The sequence below is a fragment of the Deefgea tanakiae genome, assembly GCF_019665765.1.
In the GTDB taxonomy this organism is placed as follows: Bacteria; Pseudomonadota; Gammaproteobacteria; order Burkholderiales; family Chitinibacteraceae; genus Deefgea; species Deefgea tanakiae.
In genome coordinates this window covers 1,647,726-1,665,990 of the sequence record NZ_CP081150.1, presented here as the reverse complement: position 1 = coordinate 1,665,990, position 18,265 = coordinate 1,647,726, and the positions used below count along the sequence as shown (strand labels likewise).

At 49.6% G+C, this 18,265-nt stretch carries 19 protein-coding genes; 9 read left to right on the top strand and 10 right to left on the bottom strand.

Annotated elements, in window-relative coordinates; translation table 11 throughout:
- Positions 1 to 7: 7 nt before the first annotated feature.
- The 7 genes from greB to fliW all read right to left on the bottom strand — a co-directional run bounded on the left by greB (position 8) and on the right by fliW (position 8,098).
- Positions 8 to 568: a transcription elongation factor GreB gene (gene greB, locus K4H28_RS07815; protein ID WP_221007807.1), complete on the bottom strand. Its 561-nt coding sequence runs from the start codon at positions 566 to 568 to the stop codon at positions 8 to 10.
- Positions 569 to 624: 56 nt separating this feature from the next.
- Positions 625 to 1,896 carry a pseudouridine synthase gene (locus K4H28_RS07810; protein WP_255573656.1) on the bottom strand — a complete coding sequence of 424 codons (1,272 nt, stop codon included), beginning with the start codon at positions 1,894 to 1,896 and terminating at the stop codon, positions 625 to 627.
- Between the two features lie 112 nt (positions 1,897 to 2,008).
- Entirely contained in the window at positions 2,009 to 2,470 is a 462-nt protein-coding gene (locus K4H28_RS07805; RefSeq protein ID WP_221007806.1) for a hypothetical protein, read from the bottom strand.
- Positions 2,471 to 2,559: 89 nt separating this feature from the next.
- The gene (mutS, locus tag K4H28_RS07800; protein ID WP_255573655.1) at positions 2,560 to 5,127 is read right to left on the bottom strand and encodes a DNA mismatch repair protein MutS; all 2,568 of its coding nucleotides are present in this window, start codon (positions 5,125 to 5,127) and stop codon (positions 2,560 to 2,562) included.
- A 52-nt stretch (positions 5,128 to 5,179) separates the two neighbouring features.
- Positions 5,180 to 6,592 (bottom strand): tRNA lysidine(34) synthetase TilS, encoded by a 1,413-nt coding sequence (tilS, locus tag K4H28_RS07795; RefSeq protein ID WP_221007805.1) that lies wholly within the window; start codon positions 6,590 to 6,592, stop codon positions 5,180 to 5,182.
- Positions 6,561 to 7,529, bottom strand: coding sequence for an acetyl-CoA carboxylase carboxyltransferase subunit alpha (locus K4H28_RS07790; RefSeq protein ID WP_221007804.1), 969 nt, complete (start codon positions 7,527 to 7,529; stop codon positions 6,561 to 6,563). The genes tilS and K4H28_RS07790 overlap by 32 nt, the downstream gene beginning before the upstream one ends.
- A 155-nt stretch (positions 7,530 to 7,684) precedes the next feature.
- Positions 7,685 to 8,098 carry a flagellar assembly protein FliW gene (gene fliW / locus K4H28_RS07785; protein ID WP_221007803.1) on the bottom strand — a complete coding sequence of 138 codons (414 nt, stop codon included), beginning with the start codon at positions 8,096 to 8,098 and terminating at the stop codon, positions 7,685 to 7,687.
- Between the two features lie 219 nt (positions 8,099 to 8,317).
- Here fliW and flgM point away from each other — a divergent pair, with 219 nt between their 5' ends.
- Positions 8,318 to 8,605, top strand: coding sequence for a flagellar biosynthesis anti-sigma factor FlgM (gene flgM, locus K4H28_RS07780; RefSeq protein ID WP_221007802.1), 288 nt, complete (start codon positions 8,318 to 8,320; stop codon positions 8,603 to 8,605).
- Positions 8,605 to 9,075, top strand: coding sequence for a flagellar export chaperone FlgN (gene flgN, locus K4H28_RS07775; protein ID WP_221007801.1), 471 nt, complete (start codon positions 8,605 to 8,607; stop codon positions 9,073 to 9,075). The genes flgM and flgN overlap by 1 nt, the downstream gene beginning before the upstream one ends.
- 160 nt (positions 9,076 to 9,235) lie before the next feature.
- Here the strand turns inward: flgN and K4H28_RS07770 are convergent, their stop codons facing one another.
- A complete protein-coding gene (locus tag K4H28_RS07770) occupies positions 9,236 to 9,823 on the bottom strand; it encodes a metal-dependent hydrolase (RefSeq protein WP_221007800.1) in 588 nt (195 codons plus the stop codon).
- Between the two features lie 286 nt (positions 9,824 to 10,109).
- On the opposite strand from K4H28_RS07770, the gene K4H28_RS07765 reads away from it, so the two are divergent.
- From K4H28_RS07765 to K4H28_RS07735, 7 genes are read left to right on the top strand one after another with little or no spacing between them, the layout of a single operon-like run.
- The gene (locus K4H28_RS07765; RefSeq protein WP_221007799.1) at positions 10,110 to 10,805 is read left to right on the top strand and encodes an ABC transporter ATP-binding protein; all 696 of its coding nucleotides are present in this window, start codon (positions 10,110 to 10,112) and stop codon (positions 10,803 to 10,805) included.
- The gene (locus tag K4H28_RS07760; protein ID WP_221007798.1) at positions 10,802 to 12,205 is read left to right on the top strand and encodes an ABC transporter permease; all 1,404 of its coding nucleotides are present in this window, start codon (positions 10,802 to 10,804) and stop codon (positions 12,203 to 12,205) included. Before K4H28_RS07765 ends, K4H28_RS07760 begins: the two co-directional genes overlap by 4 nt.
- Before the next feature lie 23 nt (positions 12,206 to 12,228).
- A complete protein-coding gene (locus K4H28_RS07755; protein ID WP_221007797.1) occupies positions 12,229 to 12,420 on the top strand; it encodes a LiaI-LiaF-like domain-containing protein in 192 nt (63 codons plus the stop codon).
- Positions 12,413 to 13,198, top strand: a complete 786-nt coding sequence (locus K4H28_RS07750; RefSeq protein ID WP_255573654.1) for an outer membrane lipoprotein-sorting protein — start codon at positions 12,413 to 12,415, stop codon at positions 13,196 to 13,198. The genes K4H28_RS07755 and K4H28_RS07750 overlap by 8 nt, the downstream gene beginning before the upstream one ends.
- Complete coding sequence (locus K4H28_RS07745) at positions 13,195 to 14,439, top strand: hypothetical protein (protein ID WP_221007796.1); 1,245 nt, start codon at positions 13,195 to 13,197, stop codon at positions 14,437 to 14,439. The genes K4H28_RS07750 and K4H28_RS07745 overlap by 4 nt, the downstream gene beginning before the upstream one ends.
- A 12-nt stretch (positions 14,440 to 14,451) precedes the next feature.
- Complete coding sequence (locus K4H28_RS07740; RefSeq protein WP_221007795.1) at positions 14,452 to 15,513, top strand: sensor histidine kinase; 1,062 nt, start codon at positions 14,452 to 14,454, stop codon at positions 15,511 to 15,513.
- Between the two features lie 5 nt (positions 15,514 to 15,518).
- Positions 15,519 to 16,253: a LytR/AlgR family response regulator transcription factor gene (locus tag K4H28_RS07735; RefSeq protein ID WP_221007794.1), complete on the top strand. Its 735-nt coding sequence runs from the start codon at positions 15,519 to 15,521 to the stop codon at positions 16,251 to 16,253.
- Between the two features lie 54 nt (positions 16,254 to 16,307).
- Here K4H28_RS07735 and pssA read toward each other — a convergent pair whose 3' ends face one another.
- Together pssA and K4H28_RS07725 are read right to left on the bottom strand one after the other, a co-directional pair.
- Positions 16,308 to 17,651 (bottom strand): CDP-diacylglycerol--serine O-phosphatidyltransferase, encoded by a 1,344-nt coding sequence (gene pssA, locus K4H28_RS07730; RefSeq protein ID WP_221007793.1) that lies wholly within the window; start codon positions 17,649 to 17,651, stop codon positions 16,308 to 16,310.
- Positions 17,652 to 17,771: 120 nt separating this feature from the next.
- Positions 17,772 to 18,071 (bottom strand): hypothetical protein, encoded by a 300-nt coding sequence (locus tag K4H28_RS07725; protein WP_221007792.1) that lies wholly within the window; start codon positions 18,069 to 18,071, stop codon positions 17,772 to 17,774.
- Positions 18,072 to 18,265: the final 194 nt, after the last annotated feature.

Genomic DNA, 18,265 nt, shown 5'->3' with positions numbered 1-18,265 from the left:
TACTCGTTTAGTACACGGGTGTGACGATTTCGCAATACTGGATTTCTACTACTTCCAGTTCTTGTATTCCTGCTGGAGTTCGAAGTAAAACCACATCGCCCTCACGCGCCTTGAGTAAAGAACGGGCAACAGGCGAAGTCCAGCTGATGTGATTGAGCGCAGCATTGGTTTCATCGACACCAACGATGCTGACGGTCTCACTGTCGCCATTGCTTCGCTCGAACGTGACCGTGGCACTAAAAAAAACTTGATCGGTCATTTCGCGGGAGCAGGGGTCAACAACTTCGGCGATTTCGAGGCGTTTGGTTAAAAAATGAATGCGGCGGTCAATTTCACGCAGGCGACGCTTGCCATATTGATAGTCGGCATTTTCTGAGCGATCGCCATTGCTGGCTGCCCAATTAATCATCACAGTCAGTTCGGGGCGTTCTTTTTTGACGAGCTGGTATAGCTCATTTTTGAGACGTTGCCAACCGTGTGGCGTAATGTAGTTTTTACTGCCGGAAGGAATGATGAGGTCGGCGGGGATCACTTCATCATCAAAATTTGAATCGGGTGTGTTTTGCATGGTGTTGTAGGGTATATAAAGCTAGGCATTATTGAGTAATGCCTAGCGAGTAATACCTAGTCTTTGACTTGGCCCATGATCGTGAGGCCGGCCCATTTCATTGCGGCCAAAACTTCAGTTTCTGATAACTCGTAAAACTCGCCACGCTTAAGGCGGCCTGGCAAGCTAAACATGCCAAAGCGAATCCGTGTCAAACGGCTCACCATGATGTTGAAATGCTCAAACATCCGGCGCACTTCACGATTACGACCTTCTTTGATGACAACGTGATACCAATGATTACTTCCTTCCCCGCCACGGTCTTCGATGCGGGTAAAGTGGGCTTCACCGTCATCCAATGTTACGCCTGCGGTGAGTTCTTTCATTTGCTCCGGTGTTAATTGACCGTGTACGCGAACTGCGTATTCACGCTCAACCTGAAAGCTTGGATGCGTCATTCGGTTGGCGAGTTCGCCTGAAGTCGTAAATAGCAGTAGACCCGTCGTATTAAAGTCCAAACGACCAATCGCAATCCACTTACTAGAATACACACGGCGTAGGCGATCAAAAACGGTGACACGGCCTTCAGGGTCGTCACGACTGACCAATTCGCCTTCTTGTTTGTGATACATGATGATGCGTGCCATGCGGTCTGGCCATTTCAATGCCACTCGTTTACCGTCAATGCGAACTTCGTCGCCTGGGCTCACTTTGCAGCCTAAAGTCGCGATTCGACCGCCGATGGTGACGCGTTCGGCTTCGATGATTTCTTCCATGTCGCGGCGTGAGCCTAGCCCAGAATAAGCCAGTACTTTTTGTAGGCGGTCTTCTTCAATTTCAGAGCTAGCAAGACGTTTTTCGCGCAAGATTTGTTGGAATGCCAACTCTTCTTGCGAGCCTTGGCGTTGTTTCATGCGTTTGGCGCGTTTAACGTTTTTATTGCTCTTGTCACCGTGCTGCACAATCGTTGTTTTGGTGCTTTCGTCTGCTTTTTCAACAGTTTTAATGCCTTGTACTTCGCGCGCGCCAGCCGTTTTGGCGATTGCTTGAGCAATCATGCGGCTCATGCCGACAGTTGAATTGCCGCGTTTACGAATACCGGTTGCAGGGGTTGACGAGCGGCCGGTATCGGGTAGATTTTGCGCCCGATTACGTGCAGCTTCACTCGCTGAAACGGTTTTTTTCTTGGTTGCGCCCAGTTTGGCGGTTGGCGATTGCATCGGTTGTACGCTGGTTTTCTTCACAACTGCTTGGCCACGACTGCCCACCTTGTTGGCGCTACGTAGCTGGTCACTCGCACGGCCTTCACGAATGGCAGGCTGTGGACGGCGGGCTTTTACTGTTTTCATCGGGCGTTCTTCTTTGTTCTATAAGCGTTAATTATAACTGGTTTGGCTTGACGCTGCTCAAAAATGCCAATAGCCGCTGTTTGCGGCTATTGGTCATTACATTTGGGTTGGTTTAATGGGATGGATTCGTTTTCAAAGTGAAAAAAGCAATGCCACCTAGGCTAGTTAAACCAAAGTTAAACACTTGCGTTGCCATGTCATTATTGTCGGGCCCAAGTTCTAGTTTTCTTTGGATTTCAAACAAGACTTCGAGTTCTTTAAACCACTTCAGCAGACGGGTGTTTTCGTTCAAATAAGCTTCAATGGTTGCTTTGTTGGGATGATCGCCAACAACCTGAATCTTGCCTTCCGCAGCACTTTGCAGCTGAAAAGCGGGGGGCACTTTGATTTGGGTGTGTGCTAATAAATGACTGGCGAGGTCTTCGCCAAAACGGCGTACTTCGCTAGTCGCGCTATTTTTTAAATCAGAGAGTTGAATGCCTGCTGATTCATCGGGATTGCTCGTCAGGCGCGCTACATCCAAAAGCGCGCTGCCAAGGTTGTCGCGTTGCGGTTGGGTGGTATCAGTAGCCACAGTCATTTCCTTTGGTGAAACAATATTTTGATCATTCAATCTAGATGTTTTGCTGCCGTTTTGCTCGGTAAATTTTTACATTTATTGATCTAGATTAGTTCTTGTAAGCGGTAGATCAGCTGCAATGCATCGCGCGGGCTGAGTTCATCGATATTGATGGCTTCAAGTGCCTCAATAACTGGATGAATTTCGGTATCAATCTCATTTACATAATTATTAGCAGCAAAGAGATCCGCTTGCGGGCCATTTGTTAGACTATTTTGTTCTAAGTCGAGTAGTTTTCTTTTGGCTAGCCGTACGACATCACGGGGTACACCGGCCAAGCTGGCCACGGCAATCCCGTAGCTTTGTGATGCAGGGCCGTCCTGTACTGCATGCAAAAACACAATCCGATCTTTATGTTCAACCGCATCTAAATGCACATTACTTACTTGTGGGTAGTCTTGTGCGAGTCGAGTCAACTCGAAATAGTGGGTGGCAAACAAGGTATAGCTGTGGTTCTTTTCGATCAGCGAGCGGGCGATCGACCAGGCGAGCGCTAAACCATCAAACGTTGACGTGCCACGGCCGACTTCATCCATCAGCACCAAACTATATTCGTTCGCGTTGTTGAGGATGTTCGCGGTTTCGGTCATTTCGACCATGAAAGTCGAGCGGCCACCCGCCAAATCATCGCTTGCGCCAATTCGAGTGAAGATTCGATCAATGCGGCCAATTTTGGCACTTTGCGCGGGCACATAGCTACCAATGTGGGCGAGCAGCACAATCAGCGCAACCTGCCGCATATAGGTCGATTTACCGCCCATATTTGGTCCGGTAATCAGCAGTAGTTTGCGGGCGAGGTGAAAATCGGCGCTGTTAGGAATGAAATCGTCAATTTGCTCTTCCACCACAGGGTGACGTCCAGCTTCAATATTGAGTACGGCTTCATCGCAAAACGACGGCGCAATATAGCCAGCGATAAAGGCGCGCTGCGCCAAACACACCAAGACATCCAAGGTCGCCACCGCTTGCCCTGCCAGACGCAGGGCCGCTAGATAGGGTTGCAACGTGTCGATCACGGTTTCGTAAAGTTGTTTTTCTAAAGCCAGCGCTCGTTCATTGGCCGACAGTGCTTTTTCTTCAAACGTTTTGAGTTCGGGCGTGATGTAGCGTTCGGCATTTTTCATCGTTTGCCGGCGACGATAATCATCGGGAACTTGGCCTAGGTATGAGTTGGTAATCTCAATAAAGAAGCCAGCTACACGGTTATACTCCACCCGCAGGGTCGCTATGCCTGTGCGTTCTCGTTCGCGTTGTTCTAGTGCGGTCAAAAAATCACCGCAATTACTTTGGATGTTGCGCAACTCATCCAAGTCGGCCGAAAAACCATCGGCAATCACGCCGCCTTCACGAATCAATACACCGGGTTCGGCTTGAATCGCTGCGCTGAGTAAAGTCGCTACCGCTGGTTCAGCGTGCAGGGCTGCGGCAAGCCCACGAAATAGTCCGTTGTGCGGTAATTGCTCGGCAATACTTGGCAAAATCAATAGGCTGCTGCGCAAACTAGCTAAGTCGCGTGGTCGTGCACTGCGCAGTGCAATACGCGAAACGATACGTTCGATGTCGGCGATTTCGCGCAGATTTTGATGCAAGTGCTCACTCGTGCCTTGTTCGAGCAAGGTCGTAATCGCATTTTGTCGTTCGAGAATTTTGCCGTGACTACGCAGTGGATGGTGCAGCCAATGCGCGAGCAAGCGAGAGCCCATGCCGGTGGCGCAATGATCGAGTAGCGAAAATAAGGTCGGCGCGGCTTCGCCCCGAATCGTCTCGGTGAGCTCCAAATTGCGGCGAGTTGCCGCATCGAGTTCGATGTATTGCGTTTTACTTTCAACGCGCAAGCCCGCCAATGCTGGCAGCGCGCCGCCTTGCGTGCTGCGTACATATTCAAGTAATGCGCCTGCAGCACCGAGCGCGAGCATATTATCTTCGACGCCAAACCCAGCTAAATCATGCACGGAAAAATGACGCGTGAGATTGCGTTTGGCGCTATCGTTTTCAAATTGCCAAGTGGAAATGCGGCGGACCGGAATGCGTAATTGATCGAGCAGTGCGAGTTCAGTGCCTTCGGGCACTAAAATTTCAGCAGGGCGTAGTCGCTCTAGCTCAGAGCCGATTTTTTCGACTTCGGAATCCATTAGCGCAAAATCACCCGAAGCGAGTGACAGCCACGCCATGCCGATTTTGCCCTTGATAAAGCGAATTGCCAATAAGCGGTTTTCTTGTTTGTCGTCGAGTAGCGCTGCGTCAGTCAAGGTGCCGGGGGTCACTACGCGCATCACTTTGCGTTCGACCGGACCTTTACTGGTGGCTGGATCGCCGACTTGCTCGCAAATCGCAATTGATTCGCCAAGCTTCACGAGTTTTGCTAGATACGGTTCTAGCGAATGAAACGGAATGCCGCACATTTTAATTGGCTCGCCCGCGCTGCTGCCGCGTGTGGTCAACGTAATGTCGAGTAAACGCGCCGCTTTAACTGCGTCGTCGTAAAACAATTCGTAGAAATCACCCATGCGATAAAACACCAGTTTGTCGGTGTGATCTGCTTTGAGCGAGAAATATTGCGCCATCATCGGAGTATGCGTGGGTACGGCTGGATCTTTGCTACTTTTTGCCATGATGTATTCCGTTTTGATGCATGTATATTGTTTAAGCTATTGTTTATATGGCCTAGCTGAGAATACCCTGATTGGGGTGGCTAGGGGTCCAAACAGGTAGCCACCCCATTTGACCCTCTGTCGCTTGAAACTCGGCGTGTACGCCTAAGCCAGGCATCGCGGCGAATTGCTGATTGATGTAAATCAGCGGTGTGGTTTCACGTAGCCATGGCGCGATGCCTTGCGCTTGGCATTGGGCTTTGAGCGAGCGTGTGGGGCGATTGTGAGCGAGTTTTAAGCTTTCGCCGCCAGAGCGACCCGCGATGCGGTAGCCATTGGCCAAAAAATGCTCGGCAATGCCATGTTCGTCTTGTACCCATTTCAGCGTACCAAGCCAATCGGCAATAAAAGCTGTATCGCCCAATTGGCGGTCTTGTTCGGGGCCTGCAGCAAGGCTGACGCGAGTGATGTGCAGTACGCCGCGATAGCGACGAATTGCTGCATTGCGCCACACTAGCGCTGGGCAAGCGTCTTCAACAGCGGTTAATGCTACACGCAATAATTCGTCAAAAGCACGTAACTCTAAGGTGATGCCGTGAGTGCCAAGCCAGTGATGCAATAAATTGCGTTGGCGGGCTGAACTCAGTTTTACTAGCTCGGCCAGCATCAGTGCATCGTGCTCGCAGCACTGAATGAGGTCTTCTTGAGCGCGTTCTAGTAAAATGGTCGATGCATCGGACTGATGTATTGCGCTGCGAGCTATGGTTGGTATTGCCTTGGGGTTAATACCCTCTAGCAGTGGAACAAGTTCGTGACGAATTTTATTGCGTTTAAAGTCGGTGTTGGTATTGCTTTCGTCTTCAATCCATTGGAGGTTGTGGCTTTGTGCGTAGCGCAAAATCTCAGCGCGTGGGATGTGCAGCAAAGGGCGAAGCAATTGAATTTGTGCGTTGAGCGCGCGCGTGACGGGCATCGCGGCCAAGCCGGCTGGACCACTGCCGCGCAGCAAATTAATCAGTAGCGTTTCGCTTTGGTCGTTTTGATGATGAGCGAGCAAAATGGCGTCGCAAGCTTGCTCGGAAAAAACCGCGTAGCGCGCTTTGCGTGCGCCGCCTTCAATGCCTTGACCGTTTAAACTGGCGAGTGACACACGCACTGTTGGGCACTCAATCCCCAATTGCTCAGCCACTTGGCTGGTGTGTTCGGCCCAAGCATCGGCATTGGCAGAGAGCCCGTGATGGACATGCACGGCACTGAGTTGGAAGCCAAGCTCTGCTTGCTGCGTGGAGAGCCAGTGCAGTAAGGCGGTCGAGTCGAGTCCACCCGAAAAACCAACGCACAATCGCGGTGGTTCGGTGGACTGGGATTGAAAACGGGGGCTGAGGCCCCCGTTGCGACAAAAATTGGCGAGGATGGCTTGCGCTTGCGACCAAGCCTCGCTGTTTAGCGCCGCATTATGCGACGGCTTCTTCTTTAAATTTGCCATATTCCATGAGTCGCTCAAAGCGATCGTCTAGCAGTTGATCGATTGATTTAGCTTGTAGGTTTTTTAAACCATCCGCGATCGACTTTTTCATGGCCGCCATCATGAGCTGATAGTCTCGATGTGCGCCACCCACTGGCTCACTGATCACCTTGTCGACTAAACCTAAAGTTTTCAAGCGCGTGGCGGTGATGCCCAGCGCTTCAGCGGCATCCGATGCGCGTTCTGCGGTTTTCCACAAAATGGTTGCACAACCTTCCGGTGAGATCACTGAATAGGTTGAGTATTGCAACATTTGCACGATATCACCGACGGCAATCGCCAATGCGCCACCTGAGCCGCCTTCACCAATGATGGTGCAGATCGTGGGCACTCGCAGTTTTGCCATTTCAAACAAGTTGCGACCAATCGCTTCCGATTGACCGCGTTCTTCTGCGCCAATGCCAGGATAAGCACCAGGGGTATCAACAAAGGTAATCACGGGGATATTAAATTTTTCTGCCAATTTCATCATGCGCAAGGCTTTGCGATAGCCTTCGGGGCGCGGCATACCGAAATTACGCATGATTTTTTCTTTGGTGTCACGGCCCTTTTGGTGGCCAATAACCATGACGCTTTGCCCATTAAAACGGGCTAAGCCGCCGACAATCGCTAAGTCATCGGCAAAGGCGCGATCACCGTGCAATTCTTGAAAATCAGTAAAAATAGCTGCGATGTAATCGTAGGTATACGGGCGCTGCGGATGGCGCGCCACTTGTGAAATCTGCCACGGCGTGAGTTTGGCGTAAATATTCTTAGTTAGCTCTTGGCTCTTTTTTTCTAAATGCGAAATTTCAACTGAGATATCGACAGCCGAATCATCTTGCACATAGCGAAGTTCTTCGATCTTGTTTTCGAGTTCAGCTACCGATTGCTCGAAGTCGAGGAAGGTCGTTTTCATGCTCCAATACTCCAAAAGCGCCACTGAAAAATAGCGCACGCGCACGGCTAGCCGGTATGGCTAGCACGAAAAGGGCGAATCATACAGCAAGCCTCGCCACACTCCAAGATGCTCTGGTGTGTGCGGCGCGGTTTCTGTTTGGGTTGGCTGCAGAATTAGGTATTGCGAAAGACGATATCGGCTTTGACGTCGAGTTTTTGAAAGCCTTTGCGGCTTTGTAGATTGATGACCAGCGGTGCGCGGGTGTTGGCACTGATGGGGCTGCCTTCGGGGCGAGATAATATCAAAAATAACTTCGCATCTTCGGCGTTGTTAAGATCGATGCATGCGCATTCTTCGTCCGAAAGCGTCAGCATATAGTTAAGGCCAAGGCGTTCGGCTTCGATTAAGGTAAACAAGACTGTCGCATCATCAAGCGATTGCAGCCACAGCACTTGTGGGTCTTCGCTGTCTTCATGTAGGAGCTTGTAGTTTTTGCAGTCTTCAAAGCCCGGAATGCCGAGCGGGAAATGAATAATGGTGTCTGGATCGACTTCAATTTGGCCAAAGCGGCTTTGAAATACTTGCATTGAATAAGCTCCGTCTGAAAGAGGTAGAAATTGCAGCATAGCGCATTGCTCAGGGCAGGGCGTAGCGCATGTTTTTAAATGTTGTTTTGGAGCGCAGCCTTGTGTTTTAGCGTTTACTGATAAACAATTGAATTGCTAAAGAATTTCAAACTTATGCCGATAGTTGGCATAATAGGAATATATTGAATGTGCGCCATTTCAATGGCATAGGATGCAATCATGAAAATCGACAACTCTGGCAAGGCATTGGGCGCTGTTTCTGCCCGCCCGCTTGAGGGGCGTGCTACAGCGAAAGCAGAGCAAGCCGCTGAAAAAGACAGCGTGATTATCAATCCGCTGGCGGCAAAGCTATCTAATGTGGCGGGTGCCGGCAAAAGTGAATCTACTTTTGATGCGGACAAAGTCGCTGCGATACGCCAGGCAATTTCCGAAGGGCGCTTTAGCGTGAATTCAGAAAAAATCGCCGATGGTTTGTTATCAAGCGTTAAAGAGTTGCTGGCACGTTAATGAGTGTGAGCCATTCATCTGAATTACTGAACGCCATTGAAGCTGAGCTGCTCGAAGTGGAGCGGCTCGTTGCATTGATACAACGCGAACAAGATGTTTTGGTTTCGCGTCATCTAGATCAAATTTCTCCGATTCTTGAATTAAAAACACTGGCCTTGCAGCAGCTCGAAGTGGTTACTCGCGAGCGCATCGCGGTTGCTGATCGTTTGGACTTGAAATCAGCCAGCGATGTCAGTGAGTTTTTGCAGTTTGACTCTTCCGCTTTAGCGCAGTGGCAGCAATTGCAATTGCAGGCTAAATTGGCCGAAGTGCTCAATCGCAGTAATGCGCAATTAGTTAAATGTCACGAAGAAGCAAATCATCATTTGATGAGTTTGCTCTCCAAACAAAAAAATCAAGAGATGGCCTACAGCGCAGACGGTCGTTTGAGTCATCAATCGGGTTTAGGTCGACCACTTGATCGCGCATAATGTTCGATAAATAAAGCCTAGCTAATCGAGTACCCCTTCAGATTTACCCAAAATATTCAATTTCCCAATTTTTTCAGTCAATCAAGCTCAGTTTTACATGGTGGGTATTGCGCTGTAGTAATTGTTTGTAATGGTCTAGGTCGATATACCTCGGTGCTGTTTAGGCCATAATCCTGACCCATTGGACTAAAATAATCATGCTGTGCGATAGCGCTTGCCAAAGCCATTGTTGAATGGCCACTTGTGCGGGGTGCAGCAGTTCGTGACCCGGCCTTTGCAGTGCAACCCAAACAAAATAGCCCACACCCATCCAACAGCCGCGATAGATCAGGTGCTCCATCCAGCCATCGGCTTTGAATAAATTCAGCGAAAACTTTTTGCGCACTGGCCACAATAGTGGCACGCCTGAGGGCGTCAGTAAGTCGCCAATAATGTGCGATAGATAACCAATCACCAGCGGTAAAATCGGAATTTTTTGTTCTTCTCGATAGGTGAGCAAGAGCCAGATAATAACCGCCACCATCAGCAAGGAATGTGTAAAGCCGCGATGGCCAAAAATCTTGGCAATCGGAATCGAAATGTACGGCACGATGCGGCCAAACGTCGATTTGGGGTGATCCAAATCGGGCAATAGTCCCGCTGCGCCAGCGAGGGCGACTTCGTGCACTTGCGGCATACGCTGCAAAATGCCAACACTGCAAGCCACCATCATCAAGGCGGCAAATGCAATGTGGGTGCGGGCCATCATGGTCAATACCTGCGCGACAATCAATCGGCACATACCACATAGATGGTATGAGGGTGGAACCTTGATCACTCAAGGGGCAGTGAAGATAGCAGAAAAGCGCCTCAATGGTGTAAGAAATTAAAGGTGTAGGCTCCGATTTAAATGAATCATCGTTTTTTATTCTAAAAAACCATTCGTTCTGGTTTTTGAGCGCTTCACTCCGATTCACGACGCTTTATCGCATTCATCAAATTGGCTCATCCAGATGGCATACAGTTCAGGTGTCCATTTTGCAAAAGAGTCTGCCATGTTGCCCGTCACCCTGCGCCAAGTTAGCAAGCGCTACCAACTCGATAGTATCGATGTGCCTGCTTTGGGCTGTATCGATTTAGATATATTACCGAACCGATTTACAGTTTTGTCTGGGCCATCGGGCAGTGGCAAAACGACGCTACTCAATTTGATTGGCTGCGTTGATTTGCCCGATAGTGGTGAAATTGTCGTTGCGGGTCAAAAGGTGCAAAGCCTATCGGATAACGCCTTGGCTGATTTTCGCTTGCGTCATGTTGGGTTTATTTTTCAAAACTTCAATTTATTGCCGGTGTTGACGGCCTACGAAAATATCGAATATCCCTTGTTGCTCGCCAAAGTGAACGCCAATGAGCGCAAAAAACGGATTACAACATTACTCGACGCAGTGGGTTTGAGTGAAAAAAGCAAACATCTACCGGGGCAGTTGTCGGGCGGGCAGCGGCAACGCGTGGCGATTGCGCGCGCTTTGGCGACTCAGCCGCAATTGGTTCTGGCCGATGAGCCGACCGCCAATCTGGATAGCCATACTGGCGCTGCGATTATTGCGCTGATGCGGCAAATGCAGCGTGACTTGGCGGTGTCGTTTGTTTTTTCATCGCATGATCCACAAGTACTGGCGGCGGCAGATGATGCCGTGATGATTCGTGATGGCCAGATTACAGAAATCAAGCGCAGTGCGGAGGTGGTATGAATACGTTCTCTTTAGCGTTGCGTAATTTGCTGCGTAACCGTCGTCGTTCATTCACGACGCTCTTGGCGATGGTCATTGGCGCGGTGGCGATTCTGATTTTTGGGGGTTATAGCGGCAATATTAATTTGGGACTGCAAACAGGCTATGTTCGTGATAGCGGACATTTACAGATTCAGCATAAAGATTATTTCTTGTACGGGAGTGGTAATCCGGCTGCGTATGGGATGAAAAATTACGTGCAGATTGTTGAGTTAGTACGCAACGACGCGGTTTTGAAACCGATGCTGCAAGTGGTAACGCCGACCTTAAGTCTAGGGGGTATTGCTGGCAACTTTAGTGCAGGTGTATCGCGCACAGTAATAGGGCAGGGTGTCGTTGTTGATGAGCAAAATACGATGCGTTTGTGGAATGAATATGGCTTCCCACAAAAACCGTACCAAATGGCGCTGACTGGCTCCGCCGACAACTCGGTCGTGATCGGTACGGGTGTAGCTCGAGTATTGCAATTGTGTGAACCACTGAAAGTTAAAAACTGCCCGCAAAGCATCGCGAAACCGACTGGCCCTGCTGCACCCGATGACATTACGGATTTATCGGCGCTTGAAGCTGGAACGAATACCAAAAATCAAACTGCCAATGAAAGTAATGCGTCCCCACGGATTGAGCTGTTGGCCGCGAATGTACATGGTGCGCCGAATGTAGCGGGCTTGGAGGTCGTTAAGGCTGAGCAGCATGGCATAAAAGAGTTGGATGACATCTTGGTGCAACTGCATTTAGCCCAAGCGCAAAAACTCGTTTACGGTGGTGATGCGCCGAAAGCGACCTCGATTGTGCTGCAGCTGAAACACACCGCCGACATCCCTGCCGCTTCAGCGCGTTTGGCGCAACTGCTGGCCAATGAATTAAAGGCTGAAAATTTGGAAGTGCATGATTTTAAAACGCTCAATCCAAGTTATGGCCAGATTACCGGCATGTTTAGCGCGATTTTTGGCTTTATCGCCATTTTGATTGGCGCGATTGTGCTGTTTACCGTTGGCAATACGATGAGCATGGCAGTGATGGAGCGCACGGTGGAAATTGGTACTTTGCGGGCTATGGGCGTGCGTCGGGATGGAATTCGCCGCTTATTTGTTTGCGAAGGGTTGTTGCTCGGATTGATTGGCGCTGTGCTCGGCGTCCTTTTGGCGCTAGGTTTAGCGTATTTAATCAATCACGCAGGGTTGACTTGGATGCCGCCAGGTAATACCGAAGCCGTGCCGCTCACGGTGCGGGTGTGGGGTGAAACCAAGATGATTGTTGGTACGGCAGTGGGTTTGATGCTGGTGGCGGCACTATCGGCGTGGTGGCCAGCACGCCGCGCGGCGCAGATGAATATTGTTGATGCCTTGCGTCATGTTTAATTGATGAGTTTGGAGTGAAAATCATGCATAAGAATTTTTTTCCGGCATTCATTTTGATTGGTTTGGGTCTGATGTTTTTGGCGCATAACTTAGGTTTCTGGCCCAGTTTGGGTCAACTTTGGGCGACTTGGTGGCCGTTGATATTGATTGCTGTCGGTATCAATCATTTTTTTCGGCCGCGTTCATGTCGTCATCGGGAGCACGCTGATGACTAAATTATTGATGATGGTGTGTAGCCATTTTCTGGTCGCGGTGGTTTGGGCTGCGCCGACTGTTCCAGCCAGCCCCAACGCGCAAAGTATTTTGAGCGCGAGCGATGCGATTCGAAATCCTGACCAACCGTTTGGGCTGACTAGTACGCTGATTGAGTATCGCAATGGTAAACAAGTCGATACCTCGACGCTGGCGATTTACGCGCGTGCGGATAAACAAAGTGGGCAATTTCGCAATTTGATTCGCTTTGTCGCGCCGCAGCGCGATGCTGGCAAATTGATGCTCAAAAATGGTACTGATTTATGGTTTTTTGATCCAGCCAGCAAGGCCAGCATTCGTATTTCTCCGCAGCAACGGCTTTTGGGGCAGGCTGCCAATGGCGATGTGATGACGGTGAATTTGGCAGTGGATTACAGCGCTCAGCTGGCCGGTGAAGAGGAGATTCAAGATGGTGAAAAGAAAACGCGCACAGCCTATTTGTTGAAACTGACCGCCAAAAATCCAGAGGTGACGTATCACCGCATTGATTATTGGGTCGATCGTTCGACGTCTCGCCCGATTAAAGCCAAATTTTATTCGGCCAGCGACCGCCTGCTTAAAACAGCGTATTACCGTAAATTTGATCAGCAATTAGGGCAAGAGCGCCCTACGGAAACAGTAATCATTGATGGCCTTGATCCGCAGTGGGTGACGGTGCTGCGTAGCAGTGATTTTGCTTTTCGCGATGTACCTGAAAGCTGGTTACAGCGTGATTTTTTGCCGCGATTTAAGGCTGAATGATGCGAGCGAACTGCTTGGTCTTGCTCATCGCTTGGGCGATCTACCAGCCCGTTTTCGCGGATGATCTGGACGCGCTCAACTTGGCAGACAGTGCCGCGCTTTCGGCGGTGAAACCGCGAGATTGGAATTTATTTATTGAGGGTATGTATGGGAGTGTTAATTTAAATAATGACCAGGGAGATATACCTATTGATCGGTTGTCGCTGGATTTGCAAGTCGATACGGCATTGACGCCTGAATTACGCTTTTACGTGGCGAATCGCTTTGATGTGAGTGGCCAAGATCATCAGCACGAAACGGTAAATACCTTAAAAGAAGCTTATTTGAGTTGGCAAATGGCCAGCAATACTGCGCTGGATCTAGGGCGCATTAACCAGCGCAATGGCGTAGCGATGGGTTACAACCCAAGTGATTTTTTCAAAGTCGATGCGCTGCGCTCAGTCGTGTCGATCGCGCCGTCAAGTTTGCGGGAAAACCGACTGGGTGCAGGGATGATACGGGGGCAATATCTGTGGAATAGTGGCGCAATCACTGCGCTATTTGCGCCAAAGCTCGCTGATCAGCGCGATTCGGCTACGTTTGCACTGGACTTTGGTGCGAGCAATCCGCGGCACCGCTGGCAGGTGTCAGCAACACAAAAAATCAGTGATGGCGTTGCGCCGCAGTTGATTGTGTTTGGTGAGCAAGGGCAGTCGCCGCAAGTGGGATTGAATTTATCGTTGCTCGCTAGCGATGCTTTGAGTGTGTATGCCGAATACAGTGGTGGGCAGAGTGCTTCGCTTTTAAATCAATCTAAGCAAGTTGATAGCCCGACTCGGTTTTATTCGCGCCTTGCCACGGGGGCGACGTATACGTTTCCTGCTAATGTTTCAGTGAATTTGGAATATCAATACAATGGTGCCGCATTAAGTAAGGCCGATTGGCAGGCGCTTGGGCAGCAACCCGCTGCGTATTGGGCTTATCGCAGTCATGTTTTTTCAGCGCAAGACATGCCGACGCAATATGCGGCATTTGCTTTTGTGACGTGGAACGATGCGCTCGTCGCAGATTTAGACTTGAATTGGATGTTTCGCCATGATTTAGTCGATCACAGTCAGCAAAGTTGGCTGGAGGCACGTTACCATTTTCCTCGGGTTGATCTTGCCTTGCAGTGGCAATATCAGCAGGGTAGCGCGGGTAGTGTGTACGGTGCGTTGCCGCAGCGGCAAAGCATTCAAGCTTTGCTGAAGTACTTCTTCTGAGAATGAATTGAGATGAAAAAAGATTCACTTCGTCAGCACGACATCATGTTTTGCAATTGGCGTACTGATTTACCTTTAATGCTCGGCGTTAATCTTGTCATCGCCTTGCTGCTAACCTTGATCGATGAGCGCACAACATTCATTGATAATTTGATTATTTCAAATTGCATTGGTTTTAGTATTTGGGCAGTTAATAGCATTTTGGGCTACTTACTGGCCGACAAAATCACTTGGCCTTGGCGAATGGCCTTAGCTTTGCCGATTAGCCTTTTGCTGGGATTTAAACTCGGCGCGATATTTGGTGCGTCAGATGTGTTGGCTATTTTGCTGCGTACCCCAGAGTTTGCTTGGCGTTGGGTGGCGATTGCCGTGTTGGTCTCTACTTGTGCCAGTGCTTTTTTCATAGTGCTGTTTTATGCGCAGAAATATCGTGCCCAATTAGAAGTCGAGCGCCGCTTAGCTGCTGAAGCGCAGCAAGCTGAAACCGCCGCACAATTGGCGATGCTGCAAGCGCAGATCGAACCGCATTTTTTGTTTAACACCTTGGCAAATTTGCAAAGTTTGATTGCCAGCGATCCCGCGATGGCGCAAACCATGCTCAATCATTTGAATGATTATTTGCGCGCCAGCTTGAAACGCACGCGGCAAGCGGCAACCACACTGGCCGAAGAGCTTGATTTGGTGGGCGCTTTACTGGCGATTCAGCGCATTCGTCTTGGTGAGCGGCTACACTATGCAATACATGTGCCCGATGAGCTGCGCCAAGCCAAATTGCCACCGCTGTTACTGCAACCCTTGGTTGAAAACGCGCTGGAACACGGCATAGAGCCAGCGATTGCCGGTGGGCGCGTTGAGATTGCTGCGCAACGGGATGGGGCTAAATTGCGAATTCGTGTGGTGGATACGGGCTTGGGATTTAATCTGAACCAAGCGGGTGAGGTAGGAATTGGTTTGGCTAATGTGCGAGCGCGCTTGAGTAAACTGTATGGTGTTGATGCCGAGCTGGTGCTGTCGCCCAATCAGCCGCATGGTGTGATGGCCGAGTTGATCTTCCCTTATGAAAGCATGGAATAAATGCGATGCCCACAGCCTTAATTGCTGATGATGAACCCCTGTTGATGGCCGCATTAAGCGAGCGTATTCGGGCTTTGTGGCCCGAGTTAGATATTGTTGCGAGCGCCAAAAACGGCATTGAAGCGCTGTCGCTGCTGAGTGAGTTGCAGCCCGATTTTGCATTTTTGGATATTCGGATGCCCGGTTTGACGGGGCTGCAAGTAGCTGAAAATGTGCGAAATACGCGGGTGATTTTTGTGACGGCATTTGATGAATACGCGCTGGCGGCGTTTGCGGCTTGTGCAATCGATTATTTGCTCAAGCCAGTAAGCAACGAGCGACTGGCGCAATGCATCTCGCGTTTGCAGCGCGAGGCTGCACCTAAACCCGATTGGCCACGCTTAAGTCGTGAATTGACATCCCCGATTCAGCCCAGTTATTTGCAATGGCTGACTGCGAGTTTGGGCGATACCACGCGTTTGATTGCGATTGATGAAGTTCGCTACTTTCAGGCCACCGAGAAATACACCGAAGTGGTGACGCTACAGGGGCGATTTTTGATCCGTACTTCGCTCAAAGAGCTCTTGCCACAGCTCAATCCACAGCGATTTCTACAAATTCATCGCAGTTATATTGTTTGCTTGCCGACGATTGATCGAATTGAAAAAGACATTCTTGGTCGGCAGACTATCTATTTGAAAGACTCAACAACGGCACTGCCTTTGAGCCGTAGTCATGCGGCGCAGTTTAAGCAGATGTAGTAGGTATTTGCTTGTAGCTATTTTGAATCATTGGCTGTAAGCATATACATTGATTTAAAGAAAGCGAGACAATAAACGATCGGCCCGAATTCGAGAGAGCCGCCGCAGCAGTTTTTTGACTTTTTCTGGGTAGTCGCCCAATGTTTCTAATTCATCAAAGTGTTTGATTCGCTGCGTATATTGGCGAATTTGGCTTTGTTCAACTTGAGCGCTGGCGGCGAGTTCTTGCTGCGGATCGTGAATCAGTAGCGCATTTTCTAAGTCCAGATTAAACGCACGTGGATTGAGATTATTGCCCGTGAGCAATTGGTAATCGTCATCGATCCAAATACCTTTCAAGTGGTAGCTATGGCCCACATCATTCCAGAGCAATAAATTCAGTCTTCCCGCATGGATGGCCGCCTGTTGCGCCTTGGCAAAACGGCGCAAATTCATTTCATATAAATACGGTAGTGCGCCGATGGTTTTAAATGGCTCGCTAGCGGGAATGAAGAAATCATTGGCGGTTTTGTCGCCGATAATGATGTCAATCTGAACGCCTTTTTTAAGCTGCTGCTTAATGACTTTGGTCACGCTGCGCGGCAAATTGAAATAGGGTGTGCAAATGACAATCTTGCGCTCTGCTGCGGCAATGAGCTTCACAATCAGGCGGTTCAGTGGATTGCGCTGACCAACCCCAACCAAGGGCGTAATCGCCAAACCGCTGACGTTCTTGCTGCTTACAGGAACTGCATAGCGGCTTGATTTGAGTTGCTGGCGGAAGTGCCGGATCGTGCCGCGGATGTCTTTGGTGCTCGGAATATTGGGGCGATCTAGGCGATGTACTGCGGTTTGGCTCAGCAAAGCCTCTTGAATAAAATGCACCATGCTATCGGCTAGTGGCTGATTACGAATCAGATGGTAGCGATCTGCTCGATAGCGTTCACCGACATGTAAGTAGACATTGTTTAAACTAGCGCCGCTGTAAATTACCGTATCGTCGATGACAAAGCCTTTTAAGTGCAATACCCCAAGTAATTCACGCGTTTGCACCGGCACGCCATAAATGGGTACTTCTAGCAGTTGGCTTTGTGCTTGCGCCTGATACCAGCCCGCATTGCCAGATTGCGCGGCAGCGCCAATCAAACCACGCTGCGCGCGATGCCAGTCGACCAAAATAGCAATTTCAAGCTTGGGTTGCCGTGCTTTGGCGGCATACAGCGCAGCTAAAACTTCAGCGCCACCTTCATCGTTTTGCAAATACAGAGCTGCGATATAGATGCGCTGTTTCGCACCTGAGATTTGCTCCAAGAGGTGAGTGCGAAATTGAGTCGTCGAGGGCAAAATTTCGATATCTTGTGCGTCTTGTGCAAAACGGGGCAGGGCACGTAAAAAAGCGCGGGGAGATTCAAACAGCATGCGGGCCTACAGGGGCATCAGTATCAGCCATATATTGAGGCTGGCTGGCTTAATTTCAAGCGCAGCCAGGATGAGGGCGTTTGGATTGATCGATGACTTTTCGCCATTTCACATCGCTGATTAAGCTTGGCTTTTTTTAGTCAGTCGGTCAGATACTGATTCGGCCAAGCCTTTTACTGCGTAAAATAAGCCACCAATTGGTGAAGATTTATTGTACTCCTCAAGCGGATAGGTCATGCCGCTATTAAATTTGGCGATCGCCTCTTGCTCGGTATCGGCGTAAATAACATCACCAATCACTTCAAAACCACGACCAACAAGTTGTTCTTTGTGCGTCAAGAACGTGTTTTGGGCCATATCTAGCCAGCGATATTCATCACCTGCAGTTTGTTTTAGTTTGAAGAATTGATACTTCGCCATCGTTGCTCTCCCTTGATTTAAGCTTACCAATCCTTTCGATTGTATTTTATTTCTTGCAAGAGAGTGATCGATTAAATCTGTGCTAACTATCGAAAAAACCTGATGATATTTGGCTTGTTTGTCGGGAGTTTTGGTCTATTGAGACAAGGTGCCGACCTTGTTGGCCGGCATCTTTGTCAATCATTGATAAGTTG

Coding starts and splice junctions, on each gene's coding strand:
- K4H28_RS07765 (WP_221007799.1), top strand. CDS start 10,110: ATGTTGCCCGTCACCCTGCGCCAAGTTAGCAAGCGCTACCAACTCGAT.
- K4H28_RS07770 (WP_221007800.1), bottom strand. CDS start 9,823: ATGATGGCCCGCACCCACATTGCATTTGCCGCCTTGATGATGGTGGCT.
- K4H28_RS07745 (WP_221007796.1), top strand. CDS start 13,195: ATGATGCGAGCGAACTGCTTGGTCTTGCTCATCGCTTGGGCGATCTAC.
- greB (WP_221007807.1), bottom strand. CDS start 568: ATGCAAAACACACCCGATTCAAATTTTGATGATGAAGTGATCCCCGCC.
- K4H28_RS07725 (WP_221007792.1), bottom strand. CDS start 18,071: ATGGCGAAGTATCAATTCTTCAAACTAAAACAAACTGCAGGTGATGAA.
- K4H28_RS07755 (WP_221007797.1), top strand. CDS start 12,229: ATGCATAAGAATTTTTTTCCGGCATTCATTTTGATTGGTTTGGGTCTG.
- K4H28_RS07735 (WP_221007794.1), top strand. CDS start 15,519: ATGCCCACAGCCTTAATTGCTGATGATGAACCCCTGTTGATGGCCGCA.
- mutS (WP_255573655.1), bottom strand. CDS start 5,127: ATGGCAAAAAGTAGCAAAGATCCAGCCGTACCCACGCATACTCCGATG.
- K4H28_RS07740 (WP_221007795.1), top strand. CDS start 14,452: ATGAAAAAAGATTCACTTCGTCAGCACGACATCATGTTTTGCAATTGG.
- K4H28_RS07790 (WP_221007804.1), bottom strand. CDS start 7,529: ATGAAAACGACCTTCCTCGACTTCGAGCAATCGGTAGCTGAACTCGAA.
- flgM (WP_221007802.1), top strand. CDS start 8,318: ATGAAAATCGACAACTCTGGCAAGGCATTGGGCGCTGTTTCTGCCCGC.
- fliW (WP_221007803.1), bottom strand. CDS start 8,098: ATGCAAGTATTTCAAAGCCGCTTTGGCCAAATTGAAGTCGATCCAGAC.
- K4H28_RS07810 (WP_255573656.1), bottom strand. CDS start 1,896: ATGAAAACAGTAAAAGCCCGCCGTCCACAGCCTGCCATTCGTGAAGGC.
- flgN (WP_221007801.1), top strand. CDS start 8,605: ATGAGTGTGAGCCATTCATCTGAATTACTGAACGCCATTGAAGCTGAG.
- K4H28_RS07750 (WP_255573654.1), top strand. CDS start 12,413: ATGACTAAATTATTGATGATGGTGTGTAGCCATTTTCTGGTCGCGGTG.
- pssA (WP_221007793.1), bottom strand. CDS start 17,651: ATGCTGTTTGAATCTCCCCGCGCTTTTTTACGTGCCCTGCCCCGTTTT.
- K4H28_RS07760 (WP_221007798.1), top strand. CDS start 10,802: ATGAATACGTTCTCTTTAGCGTTGCGTAATTTGCTGCGTAACCGTCGT.
- tilS (WP_221007805.1), bottom strand. CDS start 6,592: ATGGCAAATTTAAAGAAGAAGCCGTCGCATAATGCGGCGCTAAACAGC.